This window comes from Bradyrhizobium sp. Kon10, from assembly GCF_055807395.1.
On record NZ_JBVVOZ010000019.1, the window covers coordinates 52116 to 71289 of the forward strand.

At 64.5% G+C, this 19174-nt stretch carries 14 protein-coding genes; 7 read left to right on the top strand and 7 right to left on the bottom strand.

Annotated elements, in window-relative coordinates; all coding sequences use genetic code 11:
* Positions 1-34: 34 nt before the first annotated feature.
* Positions 35-1891 (bottom strand): acetyl-CoA hydrolase/transferase C-terminal domain-containing protein, encoded by a 1857-nt coding sequence (locus AC0L2O_RS24315; RefSeq protein WP_473371517.1) that lies wholly within the window; start codon positions 1889-1891, stop codon positions 35-37.
* A gap of 217 nt (positions 1892-2108) precedes the next feature.
* Between AC0L2O_RS24315 and AC0L2O_RS24320 the strand changes: the two genes are divergently transcribed.
* From AC0L2O_RS24320 to AC0L2O_RS24340, 5 genes are all read left to right on the top strand, one after another.
* Positions 2109-3539 carry a TolC family outer membrane protein gene (locus tag AC0L2O_RS24320; RefSeq protein WP_473371478.1) on the top strand — a complete coding sequence of 477 codons (1431 nt, stop codon included), beginning with the start codon at positions 2109-2111 and terminating at the stop codon, positions 3537-3539.
* A 107-nt stretch (positions 3540-3646) separates the two neighbouring features.
* Positions 3647-3937 (top strand): type II toxin-antitoxin system RelE/ParE family toxin, encoded by a 291-nt coding sequence (locus AC0L2O_RS24325; RefSeq protein WP_369725211.1) that lies wholly within the window; start codon positions 3647-3649, stop codon positions 3935-3937.
* Entirely contained in the window at positions 3937-4287 is a 351-nt protein-coding gene (locus AC0L2O_RS24330) for an addiction module antidote protein (RefSeq protein WP_369725212.1), read from the top strand. Before AC0L2O_RS24325 ends, AC0L2O_RS24330 begins: the two co-directional genes overlap by 1 nt.
* Positions 4288-4358: 71 nt before the next feature.
* A complete protein-coding gene (locus AC0L2O_RS24335; RefSeq protein WP_473371479.1) occupies positions 4359-4916 on the top strand; it encodes a P-loop NTPase family protein in 558 nt (185 codons plus the stop codon).
* Positions 4917-4967: 51 nt separating this feature from the next.
* Positions 4968-5930 carry an amidohydrolase family protein gene (locus AC0L2O_RS24340; protein ID WP_473371480.1) on the top strand — a complete coding sequence of 321 codons (963 nt, stop codon included), beginning with the start codon at positions 4968-4970 and terminating at the stop codon, positions 5928-5930.
* Between the two features lie 5 nt (positions 5931-5935).
* On the opposite strand, the gene AC0L2O_RS24345 is transcribed toward AC0L2O_RS24340, so the two are convergent.
* The 3 genes from AC0L2O_RS24345 to AC0L2O_RS24355 form a co-directional block, all read right to left on the bottom strand.
* Positions 5936-9052, bottom strand: coding sequence for an efflux RND transporter permease subunit (locus tag AC0L2O_RS24345; protein ID WP_473371481.1), 3117 nt, complete (start codon positions 9050-9052; stop codon positions 5936-5938).
* A 30-nt stretch (positions 9053-9082) separates the two neighbouring features.
* A complete protein-coding gene (locus AC0L2O_RS24350; RefSeq protein WP_473371482.1) occupies positions 9083-10327 on the bottom strand; it encodes an efflux RND transporter periplasmic adaptor subunit in 1245 nt (414 codons plus the stop codon).
* A 145-nt stretch (positions 10328-10472) separates the two neighbouring features.
* A complete protein-coding gene (locus AC0L2O_RS24355; RefSeq protein WP_473371483.1) occupies positions 10473-11873 on the bottom strand; it encodes a CoA transferase in 1401 nt (466 codons plus the stop codon).
* Positions 11874-12020: 147 nt separating this feature from the next.
* Between AC0L2O_RS24355 and AC0L2O_RS24360 the strand changes: the two genes are divergently transcribed.
* The gene (locus tag AC0L2O_RS24360) at positions 12021-12308 is read left to right on the top strand and encodes a hypothetical protein (protein WP_369725220.1); all 288 of its coding nucleotides are present in this window, start codon (positions 12021-12023) and stop codon (positions 12306-12308) included.
* A gap of 60 nt (positions 12309-12368) precedes the next feature.
* Entirely contained in the window at positions 12369-13139 is a 771-nt protein-coding gene (locus AC0L2O_RS24365) for an SDR family NAD(P)-dependent oxidoreductase (protein ID WP_473371484.1), read from the top strand.
* A 168-nt stretch (positions 13140-13307) separates the two neighbouring features.
* Here AC0L2O_RS24365 and AC0L2O_RS24370 read toward each other — a convergent pair whose 3' ends face one another.
* From AC0L2O_RS24370 to AC0L2O_RS24380, 3 genes are read right to left on the bottom strand one after another with little or no spacing between them, the layout of a single operon-like run.
* The gene (locus tag AC0L2O_RS24370) at positions 13308-16766 is read right to left on the bottom strand and encodes an error-prone DNA polymerase (RefSeq protein WP_473371485.1); all 3459 of its coding nucleotides are present in this window, start codon (positions 16764-16766) and stop codon (positions 13308-13310) included.
* A complete protein-coding gene (locus AC0L2O_RS24375) occupies positions 16763-18346 on the bottom strand; it encodes a Y-family DNA polymerase (RefSeq protein ID WP_473371486.1) in 1584 nt (527 codons plus the stop codon). The genes AC0L2O_RS24370 and AC0L2O_RS24375 overlap by 4 nt, the downstream gene beginning before the upstream one ends.
* On the bottom strand, positions 18240-19031 hold the full coding sequence (locus tag AC0L2O_RS24380; protein WP_369725226.1) for an ImuA family protein: 792 nt from the start codon (positions 19029-19031) through the stop codon (positions 18240-18242). The genes AC0L2O_RS24375 and AC0L2O_RS24380 overlap by 107 nt, the downstream gene beginning before the upstream one ends.
* Between the last annotated feature and the right edge of the window lie 143 nt (positions 19032-19174).

A 19174-nucleotide genomic window follows, 5' to 3' on the forward strand; every position in this document is an offset into this window, starting at 1 on the left:
GAGTGCGCAATTGCGCACTCGGCCGGGACGACACTTAGCTGCGGCTCTGCGCGAGGGCCGCGCTGACCAACGCGCGATAGAAGCGCTCGCTCCAGGTCTTGGGCTGATCGAGGCCGAGTCGTGCGAGGCAGGCCGCGTCGGCAGTGTCGGGCGTTCGTATCAGCCCCTGCCACAGCAAGCCTGCGAGCGCCCGCGGCGATCGTTGTGCGCCTTGCAGAATCTCCAGCGCCGGGATGAGGCGTTGCTCGACCTCGGTGAAATCGCAGCCGAACGGAAACCGCGGCAGCAGCCCGGCGTCGCGCGCAGGCTTGAGCGCAGCCGCGATTCGCTCGGGATGGTTGTCGCGGTGAGCGGACGGGATCTCATAGCCGCGCGGCAATTTGCCAGCGTCCTTCGCGACCCGCGCCAACTCGTCCTGGAAGCGTGAATCCGCAATCGTCAGCATGCTCGCGATCACGTCGGCATCCGACTGTCCCCTGAGATCGGCAACGCCATACTCGGTGACCAGGACATCACGCAGATGCCGCGGGATGGTCTCGTGCCCGTAGCGCCAGAGGATGTTGGATTTCAGCTCTCGGCCGGCTTGCCGCGTCGCCTCGAGCGTCAGGACCGATCGCGCCCCCTTAAGCGCGAAAGCCTGCGCCACAAAATTGTACTGCCCGCCGACGCCGCTCACCACCTGCCCGTCGTCGAGGCCATCGGAGACAGCCGCGCCCAGCAGCGTCGCCATCATCGTGTTGTTGATGAAGCGAGCATCGACCCGGGCAAGGCGCTTTTGCTCCTCCTCGCCATAGAGCTCGTTGGTGAACGACACCGGCATCATCTGGATCCGCGCGATCTGGTCCGGCGGCATCTCGCGCAACGCGCGATAGAAGGATCTTGGACCGAGAAAGAAGGCGCCGTGCAGCACCACACCGTCGACGGCGCGTCTGAGAATACCGGCGTCGATCAGGCCGATGAACGCCTCTGTCAGCATCTCGCTGACGCCATAGAGGCCGGTCTCGAAGCTGCCGGCTTCCTGCGCCACAGCCGGTCGCGCCGGTGACAGCCGGGTTATGACGTCATGAAAAGCTCCGCTGTCGCGATGGCGCAGGATCAGGCCCTGCGCCAGTGCGTCGCCGATCTGCCCGATGCCGATCTGGAGCGTGCCGCCGTCGCGGACCAGCGATGCCGCGTTCAGGCCGATGGCGTATTTGGCGTCGGAGATCGGCTCCGACGGTGGCGCGAACAGGGGGAAGTCCGTCGCCGCACTCTCCAGCACCGCGCTGAACTCGTCGGCCGGAAGATCGCCCGCGCCCGGCATGAACGGTAGCTCGGAATTCACCTGTGCTATGAGCTTGAACGACGCACGTCCGGCGCGCCGCTCGCGCAATACGTCCAGCGTCGTGTCCGTGTTGCAGGACAGGCTGTAGCGCGGCGCACCGTCAACGACGCGTTTCGCCACCAGTTGCGTCACCACGTTGAGGCCGCGCGCCAGCAGGTAACCGGCCGCGTGGGTATAATTGGCCGAGATATAGTTCTGCTGCGCGACCGGCACGTGCAGCCAGCGTCCCGCTAGAAAGAAAAATTCGACGACGTTGATGTTGGATGGCAGCCGGCCCTCGCGCAGCGCACTGGCGTAGGCTAGATCGGGATACAAGCCGAACAGCCGCTCGATCACGGGCGTGATGAAGCGATGCTCAATCAGGCCAGTGGGTCTCGGCTTTTCCAATGTCAGCGCCGAGAGCAGTGTCAGCTTGATGTCAGGATCGGCGCAGGCCCGCGCAAAGAGGGCGTTGACGACATGATTGGCCTTGCCAAGGCCAAGTGGGAGACCGACCACCAGATCGCGGCCGACGTCGCGAATGATCTCCTCCGCAAGCGCATCGGGGTCGGAGAAGAGTTTCGGCATCATCCGTGGGGTCCGGACCGCATGACAGGCACCTGACAGAATGGGACTGCGCGATTCTATAGCGCATTTGGGAAGGGGTTGGTGTGTGACGCACCTGCAACAAGCACGGATTTCATGGGGGTTTCGCCCGCGGCAGTTTGCCTGCGGGACCGGCGCTGGTTAAACAGGTAAGAGGCGCCGTCGGCGGGGGCGGACAGCCGGGATTTTGCGGGATTACATGATTGGGCGTACCGCCAGAGCTGGTCGCGTGACGACGCGACGTCGATCGGGCGTGGGTCCTGTCCTCGCGGCATGGACGACGCTGGCGTTTTGCTGCGCACTGCCCACCGCGGCTTGGGCGGAGGCCCTGCCCGAAGCTCTGGCCAAGGCCTACCAAACCAATCCACAGCTCAATGCCGAGCGTGCGCGGCAGCGCGCTACCGACGAGAACGTACCGCAGGCACTGGCCGGCTACCGGCCGCAGATCGTGGCGAGCCTCAGCGCCGGACTGCAAGCGGTGCGCAATTTGCTGCCGGATAACACCATCCAGACTGCGAATCTGAAGCCGTGGGTCATCGGCGTCACCGTGACGCAGACGCTGTTCAACGGTTTCAGGACCGCCAACAGCGTGCGGGCTGCGGAACTCCAGGTGCAGTCGGGCCGCGAGGCGCTGCGCAATGTCGGTCAGGGTGTGCTGCTCGATGCGGTCACCGCTTACACCAACGTGCTCGCCAACCAGTCCCTGGTCGAGGCCCAGCGCTCCAACGTCGCCTTCCTGCGCGAGACGCTGTCCGTCACCCAGCGCCGCCTCAATGCCGGCGACGTCACGCCGACCGATACCGCCCAGGCCGAAGCGCGCCTCAGTCGGGGCCTTGCCGATCTCAACGCCGCCGAAGTCGCGCTTGCGGTGAGCCAGGCGACCTACGCCCAGGTGATCGGCAATGCACCCTCGGCGCTTCGGGCCGCCGAGGTGGTGGACCGCTACCTGCCGCGCAGCCGCGAGGATGCGATGACCATGGCGATCCGCGAACACCCGGCCGTGATGGCCGCGGGCTTCGACGTCGACGTCGCCTCCACCAACATCCGCGTTGCCGAAGGCGCGCTGCTGCCGAGCGCCAGCGTCCAGGGCAGCGCCAGCAAGAGCCGCAACAACGACCCGACGCTCGGCACCTTCGCCGAAGACCAGGCCTCGATCGTCGCCAACGTCACCGTTCCGATCTATGACGGCGGCCAGGCCGCCTCGCAAACCCGCCAGGCCAAGGAAGTCACGGCGCAGAGCCGGCTCGTACTCGACCAGGTGCGCAACCAGGCGCGCACGGCGGCCATCAGCGCATGGGTGGCCAATGAAGGCGCCAAGATCGCGGTTTCGGCCTCGGAGTCCGAGGTGAAGGCGGCGACGGTCGCGCTCCAGGGCGTACAGCGCGAAGCCGCCGGCGGACAACGCACGACGGTCGACGTGCTGAACTCGCAGGCCGATCTGATCCAGGCCAAGGCCCGCCTGATCGGCGCCAGCCGCGACCGCGTCATCGCCTCCTACACGCTGCTCAGCGCAGTCGGCCATCTCGACGTCAAGACGCTCAGCCTGAACACGCCGGACTATCTGCCAGAGGTGCACTACCATCAGGTCCGCGACGCCTGGCACGGCCTGCGCACGCCGTCTGGGCAGTAGTCGTCCGCGAAGCACCGCCTCCAAGCTCGCTGCACCGCCCGCCGGCCGCTTGCGCCGGTTTGGAGTTCTTTGACATTCTGTAGCCCATGGACTACAGTTGTCGCCTCATGATCGAGGTGAGGCAAACCGAGCAGTTTTCGGAGTGGCTGAACCGCCTCAAGGACGCGAGTGCTGCTGCCCGGATCACTGTCCGCATTCGCCGCATGGAGATGGGCAATCCTGGCGACAGCAAAAGCGTTGGCCGGAACGTCCGGGAAATGCGCATCGACTACGGCCCGGGCTACCGGATCTACTATGTGCAGCGTGGAGCGCAGGTTGTGATCCTGCTAAGTGGCGGCGACAAGCGCACGCAGCGACAAGACATCAAGCTAGCCCAGCAACTAGCGGAGACATTGTGATGCCAAGGGCAACAAAAACGACAGTCAAAGCGGCATCCAAGACGACGCGCTTCGACGCCGCCGACTATCTCAACACCGAAGAGCGTCAGGCCGCCTATATCGCGGCCGCGCTAGAAACCGGCGACGCAGATTTCGTGCGTGACGCGCTTGGGCTCGTCGCACGTGCGCGCGGCATGAGCGCGATCGCAAAGAAAGCCGGCTTGAACCGCGAAAGCTTGTACAAAGCACTCGGGGAAACCGGCAATCCCGAGTTCGGCACGGTGATGCGCATTCTCGGAGCGTTGGGCCTGACATTGTCAGCCCAACCCGCGACCAGCGGACGGATCTCAAAGCGCCGCCGCGCCGCGTGAGGGAGCTCGGCGCGTGCAACGTCGTGATCGCTGTCAGCGCCAAACCGGATCAGGCAGTCTCTGGATACGACATGAAAAGTCGCCGCATTCATCTGATGGGCGCGTCAGGCTCCGGCGTGACGTCGCTCGGTCGTGCGCTCGCCGGCCGACTTGCGCTGCCGCATCACGACAGCGACGATTATTTCTGGCTGCCGACCGCGCCGCCCTATCAGACCACACGCCCAGCCGCAGATCGGCTGCGTCTCATGCGCGAGATCTTCCTGCCGCGCCCCGACTGGGTGCTGAGCGGGACCGTGACCGGCTGGGGTGACGAGCTCATCCCGTTGTTCGATCTCGTCATCTACGTGACCACGCCGCGTGAAATCCGGTTGAGGCGTCTGCGCGCCCGCGAGGCCACGCATTTCGGCGCCGATGCCGTCGCGCCGGGCGGCTGGCGACATCATGAGACTGAGTCGTTCATCGAATGGGCCTCGCACTACGAAGCCGGCGATCGCGAAGGCCGCAGTTTCGCAAAACATGAAGCGTGGCTCGCGGGCCTGCCCTGCCCGGTCGTGCGCGTCGACGGCTCACGCCCGCTTGCGGAGCTTGTCGAGCAGCTATGCAGTGACGCACAGCAGCTGTCCGGCTGATGTGATACTCTCGCGCTGCCCGCTTCCAAAACAAAAGCAGGGAGAGAAACCATGCTCAATCGGCGCGGCGTTCTGCTTGCCTCCCTTGCCGCCGGAGTAGCCATGACCAACAGAGCCAACGCCCGCGCGTCGCAGCCCGCGACGCCGGTCAATTTCGACGTTCCGGCCTATGCCTGCGACTGCCACACCCATATCCACGGCGATCCCGAGAGATTCCCGTTCTTCGCAGGGCGCGTTTACACGCCCGGGCCCGCCTCTCCCGAGGAGATGGCCGCGCTGCACAAGGCGCTGCATATCGAGCGCGTGGTCATCGTGACGCCGAGCGTCTATGGCACCGACAATTCCTCCACCCTGTTCGGCATGAAGGCCCGCGGCACGAGCGCGCGCGGGGTGGCCGTGATCGACGACAAGACCACCGAAGCCCAGCTCGATACGATGCAGCAGGAAGGTTTTCGCGGCATCCGGATCAATCTCGCGACCGGCGGCATCAGCGATCCCGATGTCGGACGTGCTCGCTTCAGCGCAGCGGTCGCGCGCATGAAGGCGCGCGGCTGCCACGTCCAGCTCTACACCACGCTGCCGATGATCACCGCGATCAAGGACCTCGTGCTGGCCGCCCCGGTGCCGGCGGTGTTCGATCACTTTGGCGGTCTCGAAGCCTCGCTCGGGCTCGAGCAGCCGGGCTTCGCGGACCTGATCGAACTGGTCAAATCCGGCAAGGCCTATGTCAAGATTTCCGGCGCCTATCGCTCGTCCAAGCTCGCCCCGGACTATCAGGACATGGTGCCCTATGCGCGGGCGCTGATCGCGGCGAACCCGGACCGCATCGTCTGGGGCACCGACTGGCCGCATCCGGATTCAAGCCATGTCGAGGGACGGAAAGCCACCGACATCGCGCCGTTCTATCCGATCGACGACGGCCGCCTGCTCAACCAGCTTCCGGTGTGGGCGCCGGATGCGGACATGCGCAAGAAAATCCTGGTCGACAATCCGGCGCGGCTCTACGGGTTCTGACGGTCTTATCGCGCGCGGCGCGAGAAGAACGAGATCAGCACCGGCAGCGTCACCAGGATCACGACCGGCGCCAGCATCATGCCGGTGACGACCACGACCGCGAGCGGCTTCTGCACCTGCGAGCCGATCCCTCCCGACAGCGCGGCCGGCAGCAGGCCGACGCCTGCGACGACGCAGGTCATCAGCACCGGGCGGAGCTGCAATTCGCCGGTGCGTATCACCGCGCTCACGCGATCCATGCCCTCGTCGATCAACTGATTGAACTGCGACAGGATGATGATGCCGTCCATCACGGCGATGCCGAACAGCGCGATGAAGCCGATCGCCGCCGAAACGCTGAACGCGGTGCCGGTGATCAACAGCCCGAGCACGCCGCCGAAGATCGCCATTGGAATGACGCTCATGGCGAGCAGTGTGTCGGTCATCGAGCCGAAATTGAACCAGAGCAGAATGCCGATCAGCGCCAGCGAGATCGGCACCACGATCGAGAGGCGGCGGATCGCGTCCTGGAGATTGCCGAACTCACCGACCCATTCCATGTGCGAGCCGGGCGGCAACTGCACCTGCTCGGCGATCTTCTGCTGCGCCTCGCGGATGGCGCTGCCGAGGTCGCGCTCGCGCACCGAGAACTTGATCGGCAAATAGCGCTCCTGCTGCTCGCGATAGATGTAGGCGGCACCCGAGACGAGGCTGATGGTGGCGACCTCGCTCAACGGAATCTGCGTGACGGTTCCGTTCGGTCCGGGCGCGCCGATCCGCAAGTTCTGGATCGCCTCGGCGCTCCTGCGGTATTCCGGCGCGAGCCGGACGATGATCGGGAAATGGCGGTCGGAGCCGGGCTCGTAGAGATCGCCGGCGGTGTCGCCGCCGATCGCGACCTTGATCGTCGCGTTGATGTCGCCGGGCGCGAGCCCGTAGCGCGCGGCCTTGGCGCGGTCGATGTCGATCTGGACCGTCGGCTGCCCAAGCGAGGTGAACACCGCAAGATCGGTGATGCCTTGCACGGTCGCCAGCACCGACTTGATCTTGTTGGCGGTGTCGGTAAGCGCCTGGAGATCGCTGCCGAACAGCTTGATCGAGTTCTCGCCCTTCACGCCGGAGACGGCTTCGGAAACGTTGTCCTGGAGATATTGCGAGAAGTTGAATTCGACGCCGGGGAAGCGGTCGTCGAGCTGCTTGAGCAACTGCGCGGTCAGCTCTTCCTTGTCACGCGTGCCGGGCCACTCACTCGCGGGCTTCAGCGGCGCGAAGAACTCGGCGTTGAAGAAGCCGGCCGCGTCGGTGCCGTCGTCGGGACGGCCATGCTGCGACACCACGGATTCGACCTCGGGCCGGGCGCGGATCACCTTGCGCATCTCGTTGACGTAGGTGTTGCCTTCCTGGAGCGAGATGGTCGGCGGCAGCGTCGCGCGGATCCAGAGATTGCCCTCTTCCAGCTTGGGCAGGAATTCGAGACCGAGCAGCCGGCTGAGCGCAACCGTCATCAGGACGAGGCCGACCGCGCCGCCGAGCATGATGTTGCGGTTGGCGACCGCCCAATTCAGCACCGGCATGTAGATCCGGTGCAGGATCAGCATCACCCTGGTCTCGGTCTCCTCGACATGCGCGGGCAGGATGATCGCGGACAGCGCCGGGGTGACGGTGAAGGTCGCAAGCAGGCCGCCGGCGAGCGCGTAAGCATAGGTGCGCGCCATCGGTCCGAAAATATTGCCCTCGACTCCGGACAGCGTGAACAGCGGCAGGAACGCCGCGATGATGATCGCGGCGGCAAAGAAGATCGAGCGCGACACGTCGGCCGCGGCGCTAAGGATGGCATGGCTCTTCATGCCGAACAGCGTGTCGGGCGACATCTGCTCGGATTCCGCCGGCGGCGTGGTCTGGGTCAGGCGGCGGAAGATGGCTTCCACCATGATGACGGTGGCGTCCACGATCAAGCCGAAATCGATGGCGCCGACCGACAGCAGGTTGGCCGATTCCCCGCGCAGCACCAGGATGATCACGGCGAAGAAAAGCGCGAACGGAATCGTGGCGCCGACGATCAGCGCACTGCGGAGGTCACCGAGGAAAATCCACTGCAACAGCACGATCAGCAGAATGCCGACGACCATGTTATGCAGCACGGTGTGGGTGGTGAGGTCGATCAGGTCCTTGCGGTCATAGATGCGTTCGATGCGCACGCCTGGCGGCAGGATGGACGAGTTGTTGATGTCAGCGACGAGCTGCTCGACGCGATTGATGGTCGGCGTGCTCTGCTCGCCGCGGCGCATCAGCACGATGCCCTGCACGATATCGTCGGCATCGTCGAGGCCGGCGATGCCGAGCCGCGGCTTCTGGCCGACGGTGACGGTCGCGACATCCTTCACCAGCACCGGATTGCCACCGGACTGCGCCACCATGGTGTTGGCGAGGTCGTCGATCGAGCGGATCAGGCCGACGCCGCGCACCACGGCGGATTGCTGGCCGATATTGACGGTGTTGCCGCCGACATTGACGTTGGAATTGCTGACCGCTTGCAACAATTGCGGCAGCGTCAGGCCGTTGGCGACCAGCTTGTTGAAGTCGACCTGGAGCTCGTAGGTCTTGCTCTTGCCGCCCCATCCGGTGACGTCGATCACGCCGGGCACGGAGCGGAAGCGGCGCTGGAGGATCCAGTCCTGGATGGTTTTGAGGTCGAGCACGCTGTAGTTCGGCGGGCCGATCAGGCGATAGCGGAAGATTTCGCCAATCGGGCTCAGCGGCGAGATCTGCGGCTGCACGTTGCCCGGCAGCGGCGCGAGCTGCGCCAGGCGGTTCAAGACCTGCTGCAATGCCTCGTCATAAGTGTAGGCGAAGGAGAACTGGAGCTTGACGTCGGAGAGGCCGTAGAGCGAGATCGTGCGGATGGTCGTGAGGTTCTTCAGGCCTGCGACCTGGGTCTCGATCGGAATTGTGATATAGCGCTCGATCTCTTCCGCCGAGAGGCCGGGGCTCTGCGTCACGATGTCGACCATCGGCGGGGTCGGATCCGGATAGGCCTCGATGTTGAGCTGGTTGAACGCAATCAGGCCACCGATGAGCACGGCGACGAATAGGCCGAGCATCAGGTAGCGCCGGCTGACGGCAAGGGCGACGAGACGATCCATTCGGGTCTTCGCAGTTTCTTGGGTCGTCGATCAGCTACCGGACGCCGCGCGGTCGATGAACAGGCTGCCTTTGGTGACGACCTGCTCGCCGGGTTTCAGATTGCTGGTCACCTCGACGAGGTTGCCATTGACGAGGCCGATCTTGATCTGGCGCAGCTCGACCGATTTGTCCTCGCGCGCGACCCAGATGCGGACCTGGTCTCCTTCATAGATCAGCGCCTGCTTCGGCACCGCAGGTGCCGCGCGATCGCCGGCCGAATAGATCGTGACATTTGCGAACATTTCCGGCTTGAGCAGGCCGTCCTTGTTGTCGATGGTGGCGCGAACCAGGAGGCGGCGGGTGTTGGGATCGATCGCGGTGGCGACGTAATTGATCTTGGCGGTCAGCGGGCGGCCCGGCAGTGCCATGACATTGACGCTGATCTCCTGCCCGACGCTGACGGAAGCGGCGTCGCTCTCGCGCACGAAGGCGGTGAGCCAGACCGTGGAGAGATCGCCGATCACGAACACCGGATCGCTGGCGCCGGAATTGACGTACTGGCCGGGGCCGATCTTGCGCTGCACGACCGTGCCGACGATCGGCGAATAGATCGTGATCTCCGGGTTGATGACGCCCTTGTCCTGGAACGTCTTGATGGTCTCGTCGGTGAAGCCGAGGATGCGCAGCTTGTTGCGCGCGGCTTCCAGCGCCGTCACCGAGGAGCGCATGTCGTTCTGCGCCTGGACCTGGGTCGCCTCCGCCTGCTGATAGTCTTTCAGCGGGACGGCGTGGCCCTCATAGAGGTCCTTGGCGCGCTTGAACTGGATGTCGGCAAGATCGACCGCCGACTTCGCCTTGTTCTGCGACGTCATCGCCGCGATGAAATCGTTCTGGGCCTGCACGGTGTCGGCGGCCTCGATCGTGAACAGCGGCTGACCTTGCGTCAGGCTCTCGCCCGGCTTGGCGAGCAGCTTGGTCACCCGGCCCGCATAGGGCGAGAACACCGGCGTCGAGCGGTCCTCGTCGACCGCGACCTTGCCTTCGGTGACATATTCGGCCCTGAAGGCTTTGCTCTTGACCGGCTCGATGGTCAGCGTCGCCCATTCCGACGGTGTGGGCGTGAAATTCTGCGCATTCCGGCGCGACTGGCTGGAGACTTCGGAGTGGCTCTTGTCCTTCGCGCCGGCAGAGAGGAAGCCGTAGGCGCCGGCCCCGGCAAGCGCCAGTAAAACTACGGATGTGATCATCCGTTGTTTTGTAAACAACTGAAATCGCTTGGTATTTTTAACTACCATGGGGCCCGGTCAAGTCTGCGACGATCTCGGCAAACGACTGCCTCATCGGTCGCGCTAATAGTGCCGAATTGAGATTTCAAACAACCTAAAAAACGGGGAGCGTCTTTCGGTTTGCGTTAAAATTCTGCAACGCGTCAGCTTCACGTCAGCTTCGTGACGGCCATTGCGGCGGATGGCTGCCGAGCGGCATCGCCGGACGGCTCCATCGTGCCGGCGTTGCCGACAGCACGGCAGAATGGCGCACCGCCGTCAGCGTGCCAAAGCCAGATGACACCGTTTCCATGAACGGTGCATGTACGGTCTCGCCCGCAATATCCGGGGTGTTCAGGCCGTGCGCGAGCCGGCCGAGATTCCACAGCCAGCGCCCGGTCTGTGCCAGCGACACGCGTACGTGCCAGCTGCCGCCTTCGCGAGCCTGCCGCGCCTTGGCCATCATCGCGCCAAATCCCATCAGATATCCGGTGGCGTGGTCGAGCATCTGCGCCGGCAATTCCTTCGGCGCGTCGATGCCGGCGGCCTGTCCCTCGGCGTGGTTGAAGCCGGTCGTGGTCTGCACCAGCGAATCGAAGCCGCGCCGCTCGGCCCAGGGGCCGGCGTGGCCGTAAGCCGACAGCGTCACATAGACGATGCCGGGATTGATGCTGGCTGCGTCCTCCGGCGAAAAGCCGAGGGCTGCGAGCGCGCGCGGACGATAGCCTTGCGAGAATATATCGGCGCCCTCTAACAGCTCGCGCAATTGCGTCCGTCCCGGCTCGCTCTTGAGCTCGATGAAGGTGGTGAGCTTGCCGCGGCCGGTGTCGATGGTGAGCCAGGGAATGGCCGGCAGCTCGGGTCCGGAGATCAGCAGCACATCGGCGCCATGCGCCGCGAGGGTGCGGCCGGCGACGGGGCCCGCGATGACGCGGGAGAGATCGAGCACGCGCAGACCGGCCAGCGGACGATCGCCTTTCGGCCACGGCTTTGGCGGGGCATCGCCGATCTTCTCGATCGCTATCAGCGGCAGCTCCGCCAACGCGCGCGCCTGCGGCAGCGCCGACCATTCGTCATAGCTGCGCATCAGGGCAACGACCCCGCCGGCGGCATAGGCCGCGGTCTCGAAGTCCTCGCCCTTCCATTGCATCAATGCGGCCTGCACCTTCTCGCGCTCGGGCTCGCAAGCCAGCACCTTGCAGACGGCGTCGCGATGATGCTTGAAATTGGTGTGGCAGCGGACGAAACGGTTGTCGCCGGTCCTGTAGACGCCGGCAATGGCGTCCCAGGCCGGGGGCGGCGGCTTGTCGTCGAGGCGAAGATATCGTTCGGAGCGGCATTCGACGACGGCGTGGCGCATATCCACATGAACGTCCTGTGCCTCGCCGCCTCGCAGCTTCCATATCTCGGCGGCGGCAAGGCCGGCGGCCGCGATCGTCGTTTGTCCGGCGACAGCGACGCGAAACGAGGATGGAATCTGCGGCTCTTCGCCGGTCAGCCGCACGCGCTCGAGTGCGGCCGCATCGCCGCCAACCGAGCTCCAGAGATCGTTGAGAACGCCGGTTGGGCTTTGCATGTCCGCTTCTCTCCGTTTCGGGTTATTGTTTGAGCATGATCTCCGCGCAAACGCGTTCCGCATTTGTCGCGAGGAAAAAACGCTGCGCAAGCGTCCGGATCATGCTGTAGCTTCTCGCGCCTATCCACTAGCACAAAAGGGAATGTCATGGCCGCCATCGATCCCCTCACCGCAGGCGCCGTGCTCATCGCAACGGCGGCCACCGACGCGGTCTATGTGATGTTCACCTCGGCCGTGGTCGCGCGCAAGCGCGTGCCGGCGGCGAGCTGGAGCGCGATCTGGTATCTGCTCTCCTCCTATGCCGTGATCAGCTACACCGAAAACGCCTTCTATGTCGCTTTCGCGGCGATCGGCTCCTGGGTCGGCGCCTATGCGTCGCTGACCTTCCTGCACCGCCCACCCGGCGGCCCGCCGGTCGGCGCTGCGCCGGAGTAAGGCTTCTGCGTATCTCCTGGAGCGGCTACACTTCCTCCGACCAACAAAAAGGAGCCAACCATGGATCTCGGTCTCAAAGGAAAGAACGCTGTCGTGCTCGGCGGCACGCGCGGCATCGGTCGGGCGATTGCGGCAACGCTCGCCGGTGAAGGCACCAACGTCGCGCTGTGCGCACGCAATGTGGATCAGGTTGCCGCGACCGTCGCGGAGTTGAAGGCCGGCGGCATTCGCGCGGCCGGCAGCCCGGTCGACGTCACTGACGGCGCGGCGCTGAAGTCCTGGATCGAGGCTGCAGCGAAAGAGCTTGGCGGCATCGATATGCTGTTTTCCAACGCCGGCGCCATGGCGCAAGGCCACGATGCTGCATCGTGGGAGCAGAATTTCCGGCTTGACCTGCTCGGCGCCGTACATGCGTTCGACGCCGCACGGCCGTTCCTCGAAGCCAGCGGTGAGACGAGCGGTGACGCGGCCTTCGTCATCATCTCCTCGATTTCGGCGGCGCAGGCCGATCTGGCGAGCTCCTATGGCCCGATCAAGGCGGCGCTGATCCACATGGCCAAGGGACTGGCGCGGCAATATGCGAAGAAGAAGATCCGCGTCAACGTGGTCTCGCCCGGCACGGTCTATTTCAAGGGCGGCGTCTGGAACACGATCGAACAGAACATGCCCAAGCGCTACGAGGATGCGATCAGCCGAAATCCGACGGGTCGCATGGCCACGCCACAGGAAATCGCAAGTGCCGCGGTGTTTCTGGCAAGTCCGGTGTCGTCGTTCACCACGGGCTCCAATCTCGTCGTGGATGGCGCGATCTCAAACCGGGTGAATTTTTAGAGGGCTACGTTCTCGAAGCCCGCTCCGGCGAGAGTGTGGCGCCCAGTCATTGCAACAAGCTCGTCATTGCGAGCGCAGCGAGGCAATCCAGACTGTTTCTGCGAAGGCAGCTGGATTGCTTCGTCGCAAGAGCTCCTCGCAATGACGGCGCGGACACAACAACGGCCTTCAATGAAAATCCCGCGACGGCGGCAGGACGCGGACGTTGCGGGGGTGGCGGATTTTTTGCGCGGGGGCGTCGGGATGGGCGCGACGGTCGTCGTTGAGCGGCTCGATCAGGGCGGCGCCTGATGGCACCGGGTGCTTGCGGCTGAGGGCGTCGTTGGCAAGGCCGATCAGATCGTGCGAACGGTCGACCATGCGCTGGGCGATCAGATGCGTCACCTTTTCGGGGCTGCTCTGGATATAGCCTTCGACCAGGACGAGGCGCGCGCCCATCACCTCCTTGCGGTACTGCTCCATGATCTTCGGCCACACCACGACATTGGCGATGCCGGTTTCGTCCTCCAGCGTCATGAACACCACGCCGCTGGCACTGCCCGGCCGCTGCCGCACCAGCACCACGCCGGCGCAGCGGACGCGGTGCCGATCGTTCTCATGATTGATATCCTTGCAGGCGACGATTCGTTCGCGCGAAAACATCTCGCGCAGAAATTCCATCGGGTGGCCCTTCAGCGAGAGCCGGATGGTCTGATAATCCGCGACCACCTGCTCGGCGCGCGGCATTACCGGCAATGGCTTTGCGTGCTCGTCCGGCTGCTCGCGCGCAGTGGCCGCCTCGAACAACGGCAGCGGCACGTCGTCGGGCAGGCGCCGCACCTGCCACAGCGCCTCGCGGCGGTCGAGCCCGAGCGAGCGGAAGGCGTCGGCGTCCGCCAGCAGGATCAACGCGCGCTTGGGCAGGCCGGTGTCGCGGGCGAAGTCTTCGAGTGAGGTGAAGCTCCGGCGATTGCGGGCGGCGACGATGCGGTCGGCCCAGTCCAACTCTCCGCCGTCATTCCGGGGCGCGCCATTTGGCGCGAGCCCGGAATCCATTCCTCCCCCAGGCGTATGCGGCCTAATGGATTCCGGGCTCGCGCTACGCATGGCCCGGAATGACGACTGGATAATTTTTAATCTCTCCTCATCCTCGTCGCGCCAGTGGAAGCCGTCGATCTGGCGAAAGCCCAGTCGCACGGCGCAGTATTTGCCGCTCCCCTCTTCCAGCGTGTTCTGCGCAAAGCTGTAGGACACGTCGATGTCGCGCACCTCGACGCCGTTCTTGCGCGCGTCGCTGACGATCTGTGCCGGCGCATAGAAGCCCATCGGCTGCGAGTTCAGCAGGCCGCAGCAGAACGCGTCGGGATGGTAGTGCTTCAGCCAGGACGAGATGTAGACGAGCTGCGCGAAGCTGGCGGCATGGCTTTCCGGGAAGCCGTAGCTGCCAAAACCCTTGATCTGTTCGAAACAACCTTTGGCGAATTCGGGATCGTAGCCCCGCGCGACCATGTTGCCGATCAGCTTGTCCTCGTATGTGCCGATGGTGCCGACATTGCGGAACGTCGCCATCGAGCGGCGCAGGCCGTTGGCTTCCTCGGAAGTGAATTTCGCGGCCTCGATCGCGATACGCATCGCCTGTTCCTGGAACAGGGGCACGCCGAGGGTTTTGTGCAGCACCTTGTAAAGCTCGTCCTTGTCGCCATGCTGCGGCGACGGGGATGGATAGCTTACTTTTTCCAGGCCGTTTCGCCGGCGAAGGTAAGGATGGACCATGTCGCCCTGGATCGGACCGGGGCGCACGATCGCGACCTCGATCACGAGATCATAGAACTCCCGCGGCTTCAGACGCGGCAGCATGTTCATCTGCGCGCGGCTCTCGACCTGAAACACACCAAGCGATTCCCCGAGGCACAGCATGTCGTAGACCTTGGGATCGTCCTGCGGGACGCTCGCCAAAACCCAGCGCTCACCCTTGTGCTGATCGATCAGATCAAAGCATTTGCGGATGCAGGTCAGCATGCCGAGCGCCAGCACGTCGACCTTCATCATGTTGAGCGCGTCGACGTCGTCCTTGTCCCATTCGATGAAGGTGCGATCATCCATCGCGGCATTGCCGATCGGCACATAGGTGTCGAGCCGGTCTTGCGTGAGCACATAGCCGCCGACATGCTGGGAGAGATGGCGCGGGAATTCGATCAGTTCGGTCGCAAGCTCGACCGCAAGGTTGATCATGGGATTCTGGGGATCGAGCCCGGCCTGCTTGACCTGCATGTCGTTGAGGCCCTTGCCCCAGCTGCCCCAGACGGTGTCGGCGAGCGCGGCGGTGACGTCCTCGGTCAGTCCGAGTGCCTTGCCGACGTCGCGAATGGCGCTGCGCGGGCGGTAATGGATGACGGTGGCGATGATCGCAGCGCGGTGGCGGCCGTAGCAGCGATAGACATATTGCATCACCTCCTCGCGCCGCGAATGCTCGAAATCGACGTCGATATCCGGCGGCTCCAGCCGCTCCTTGGAGATGAAGCGCTCGAACAGCAGATCGACCTTGGTCGGGTCGACCGAAGTGATGCCGAGCACGTAGCAGACGGCCGAATTCGCCGCCGATCCGCGCCCCTGGCACAAGATATTCTGGCTGCGCGCGTAACGCACGATGTCGTGCACGGTGAGGAAGTAGTGCGCGTATTTCAGCTCGGCGATCAAGGCGAGCTCTTTCTTGAGAGTCGCGCGAAGCTTGTCGTCGATGTTGCCGTTGAAATAGGTCTGCACGCCGGCCCAGGTCAGATCTTCCAGATGGCCCTGCGCGGTCTTGCCGGGCGGCACCGGCTCATCCGGATACTGGTATTTGAGCTGGTCGAGCGAGAACTCAATGCGATCGGCAAAGCGCATGGTCTCCGCGATCGCCTCGGGAAAATCGCGGAACAACCGCGCCATTTCTCTGGGAGGTTTCAAAAACCGTTCGGCATTGGCTTCGAGCCTTCTCCCGACCGCCTCGATCGTGGTCTTTTCCCGGATGCAGGTCAGCACGTCCTGCAGGTGACGGCGGGCCGGATGGTGATAGAGCACCTCGTTGGTCGCGAGCAGGGGCACCTTTGCTATCGTCGCGAGATCATCGAGCTGCGCCAGGCGGCGCCGGTCGTCGCCGCGATAGATCAGGCTCGCCGCCAGCCACACGCCCTCGGCGCGGCTTGCCCTGAGTTTTGCGAGAATATCCAGCGCTTGCGCTTGGTCAAAGCGATGCGGCAGCGTCAGGACCAGGAGCTGGCCTTCGGCAAACGCAAGGAGATCGGCGAGAGTGAGATGGCATTCACCCTTCTCAATCCGCGTGATCTCGTCGCCGCGCTTGCCTTTGGTGAGGAGCTGGCACAACCGGCCGTATGCGGCGCGATCGCGCGGATAGACGAAAATGTCGGGTGTGCCGTCGATGAAGACGATGCGCGCGCCGATCAGGAGTTTTGGCTTGTGCAACACCTCGGTGTTGTCGAGCTCGTTGTAGGCGCGCACGACACCGGCCAGCGTGTTGTGATCGGCAATCCCGATCGCGGGGATGCCCAAAATGCTAGCCTGATGCACATAGGCGCGCGGGTCCGATCCGCCGCGCAGGAACGAGAAGTTGGTGGTGATGCCGATCTCGGCATAGGCTGATGTCGTCATGCGAAGAGACCGTGCACATACCATTTGGCGGGAATGGACTTGCCCTCGTCGTCAATCAGCTCGTCGTAGAGACCATCGCGAAACATCCAGAAGCGCAGGCCTTCGGCATTCTCGATGCGGAAATAATCCCGCGTCAGTTGCCTGCCGTCCTGCCGCCACCATTCCATGGCGATACGCTCGGGCCCTTCCACCCGCACCACGGCATGCTGCGCGCGCCGCCAGGTGAATTGATGCGGCGGGCCGTCGGGCACGGTCGCGAACGGCACCGTAACCTGCTCCGGTTTTTCAAACAGCCGCAAGGGCCGCAGCGGCGGCTCGCTCGCGGTGCGCGACGGCCATTCGGCCTGCATGGCGGCGGCAAGATGATGCTGCGCCGGCGCGGCCAGCACGGCATACTCCGGAATATGGGTGTTCTGCGGCAGGTGCACGACAACGCGCTTTCCGCCGATGCGCGCGGCAATGCGGTCGACCAGTGCCGCCAGCTCGTCATTGTCGTGGACGTGAGCATCGAGATCGCGCTGCTCCTGCACCACGATTTCGGTGCGGCTCGCCGACAACCGCACCATGTCGAAGCCGAAGCCGGGATCGAGGGGGTCGGCGAGCGCGTCGAGACGCTCGCGGAACAGCCGATCGACGACCTTGCTTTGGGTGACCGGCCGTCCGGTCTCGACCATGATCGCGCGCACCACGCCGTCGGTGCGGAAGAACGCGGCCTCCAACCTCCGCGCGCCCTTGCCCTGCTTCTCCATGGACGTAACAAGCGTGTCCGCCAGGCGCGACAGCGTCATCGCGATCATGGTGTCGGTCGCAATCGGCTCGGCAAAACGTTTTTCCACGATATAATCAGGCAGCGGTTTGCGCGGGCTGATCGGGGCATCGCCCTGTCCCAGCGCATGCGCAAGCAGTGTGGAAAACCGGGCGCCGAACCGCGCCGTGATCTCGTGCGGCGCGCGAGAGGCAACATCGCCGATGGTTTTCAAGCCGGCACGGCGCAGGCCGGTGGTGATGGCCTCACCCGCGCCAAGCGCGGACACCGGAAGCCGGTTGACCGCTTCCGCCTCCCCGCCATCGGCGACGATGGCGCCTGAAGCCTGGCGCGTCAGCGTGCGCGCACAGACCGAGGTTCCGGCGATCGCCGCGCTGACGGCAAAATCCTGACGAGCCAGCGCTCGAACCAGCGTCTGCAACAGCGCAGCTTCGCCACCGAACAGATGCGCGCAACCGGTGATGTCCAGGAACAGCCCGTGCGGCGGATCGAGCGCCACCAGCGGGGTGAAGCGATCGCACCAGTCGGCGATGTCGCTGAGCGTCTTCGCATCGGCCACGACGTCGGCGTCGAACACTTTCAAGTCCGGGCACATCGCCCGGGCATTGGCCAGGGGCTGGCCGACATGCAGCCCCAAACGCGATGCCGCGTCGTCGAGCGCGTGGATCACCAGCGCATTGTTGTCCTTGATGACAACGATGTTTGGTTCACCCTGCGCGCCGCTGCTCGGCAAGAACCGCTTGATCCTGTCGATAGGCAGGCGCGGCAGCCACAGACTGAGGATACGACGATGGTTCAGAGAACTGGCACTCATCACACTTCCATTCCATGATCCAGCGGCCGCACGGGCCATGACGATTGCGCAAGAGCTCGGCATCGAAGCGCGGCGCGCCCCAGGCACTCCATGTCGTCCCCGGCGGCGAATGCGCCGCGCGCAGCATCCATCGCGTCTCCGCAGTCGAAGGCAGCGGCTGCGCGGCCATCCGCAGCAGCAGGCCGGTGACGCCGGAAGCTTGCGCGGCCAGCGTCAGCTTGCGGCTCGCCACGAGATCGAACTGTCTGGTCTCACCCCAGAGCTCGAGCACGACCGCCCCCAGCGCATCGCAGGCAAGCGCGTCGGCCGAGGTGCGTAACGCACTCTCCACGTCAGCCGCACGCACCAGCACCACGCGGCGCGGATCGAGACCGAGCTCGGCAAGCCCGCTCATCGACAGCGCGCCGGTTTCAGTTTCCGAAAAATCCTGCCGCACCCACAAAAGCGGTTTGCGCGCCGTCACGCGACCCGCAAGCCCGCTCACAAAACCCGTCGCGGCGGCGCCCTGGCGGCCCTCGCAAAACACCTCGTGGATTGTCGCGCGCGCGAGCCCGCCCATCAGTGCGGTGTCGGCCCCGTCGTGGCCGAGCGCGACGCGATCGCGATGATGCACGACCTCCGCCGTCTCGATGCGCTCGATCTGGCCGCGCAAGGTCGCAAGCGCGCTGCTACGTGCGCCGCTCATGCTCGCCGCTCCTTCAGAGGTGATTGCCGGTGGCTCTCAAAAAGAGAACCAGCAGCTGGCTCATTTGTTCATGATATGTTCTAATATAAAGCTAACGGGCGCATGAGAGTCAATCGAATTGGCGCGCCTGTAGATTCATGAGC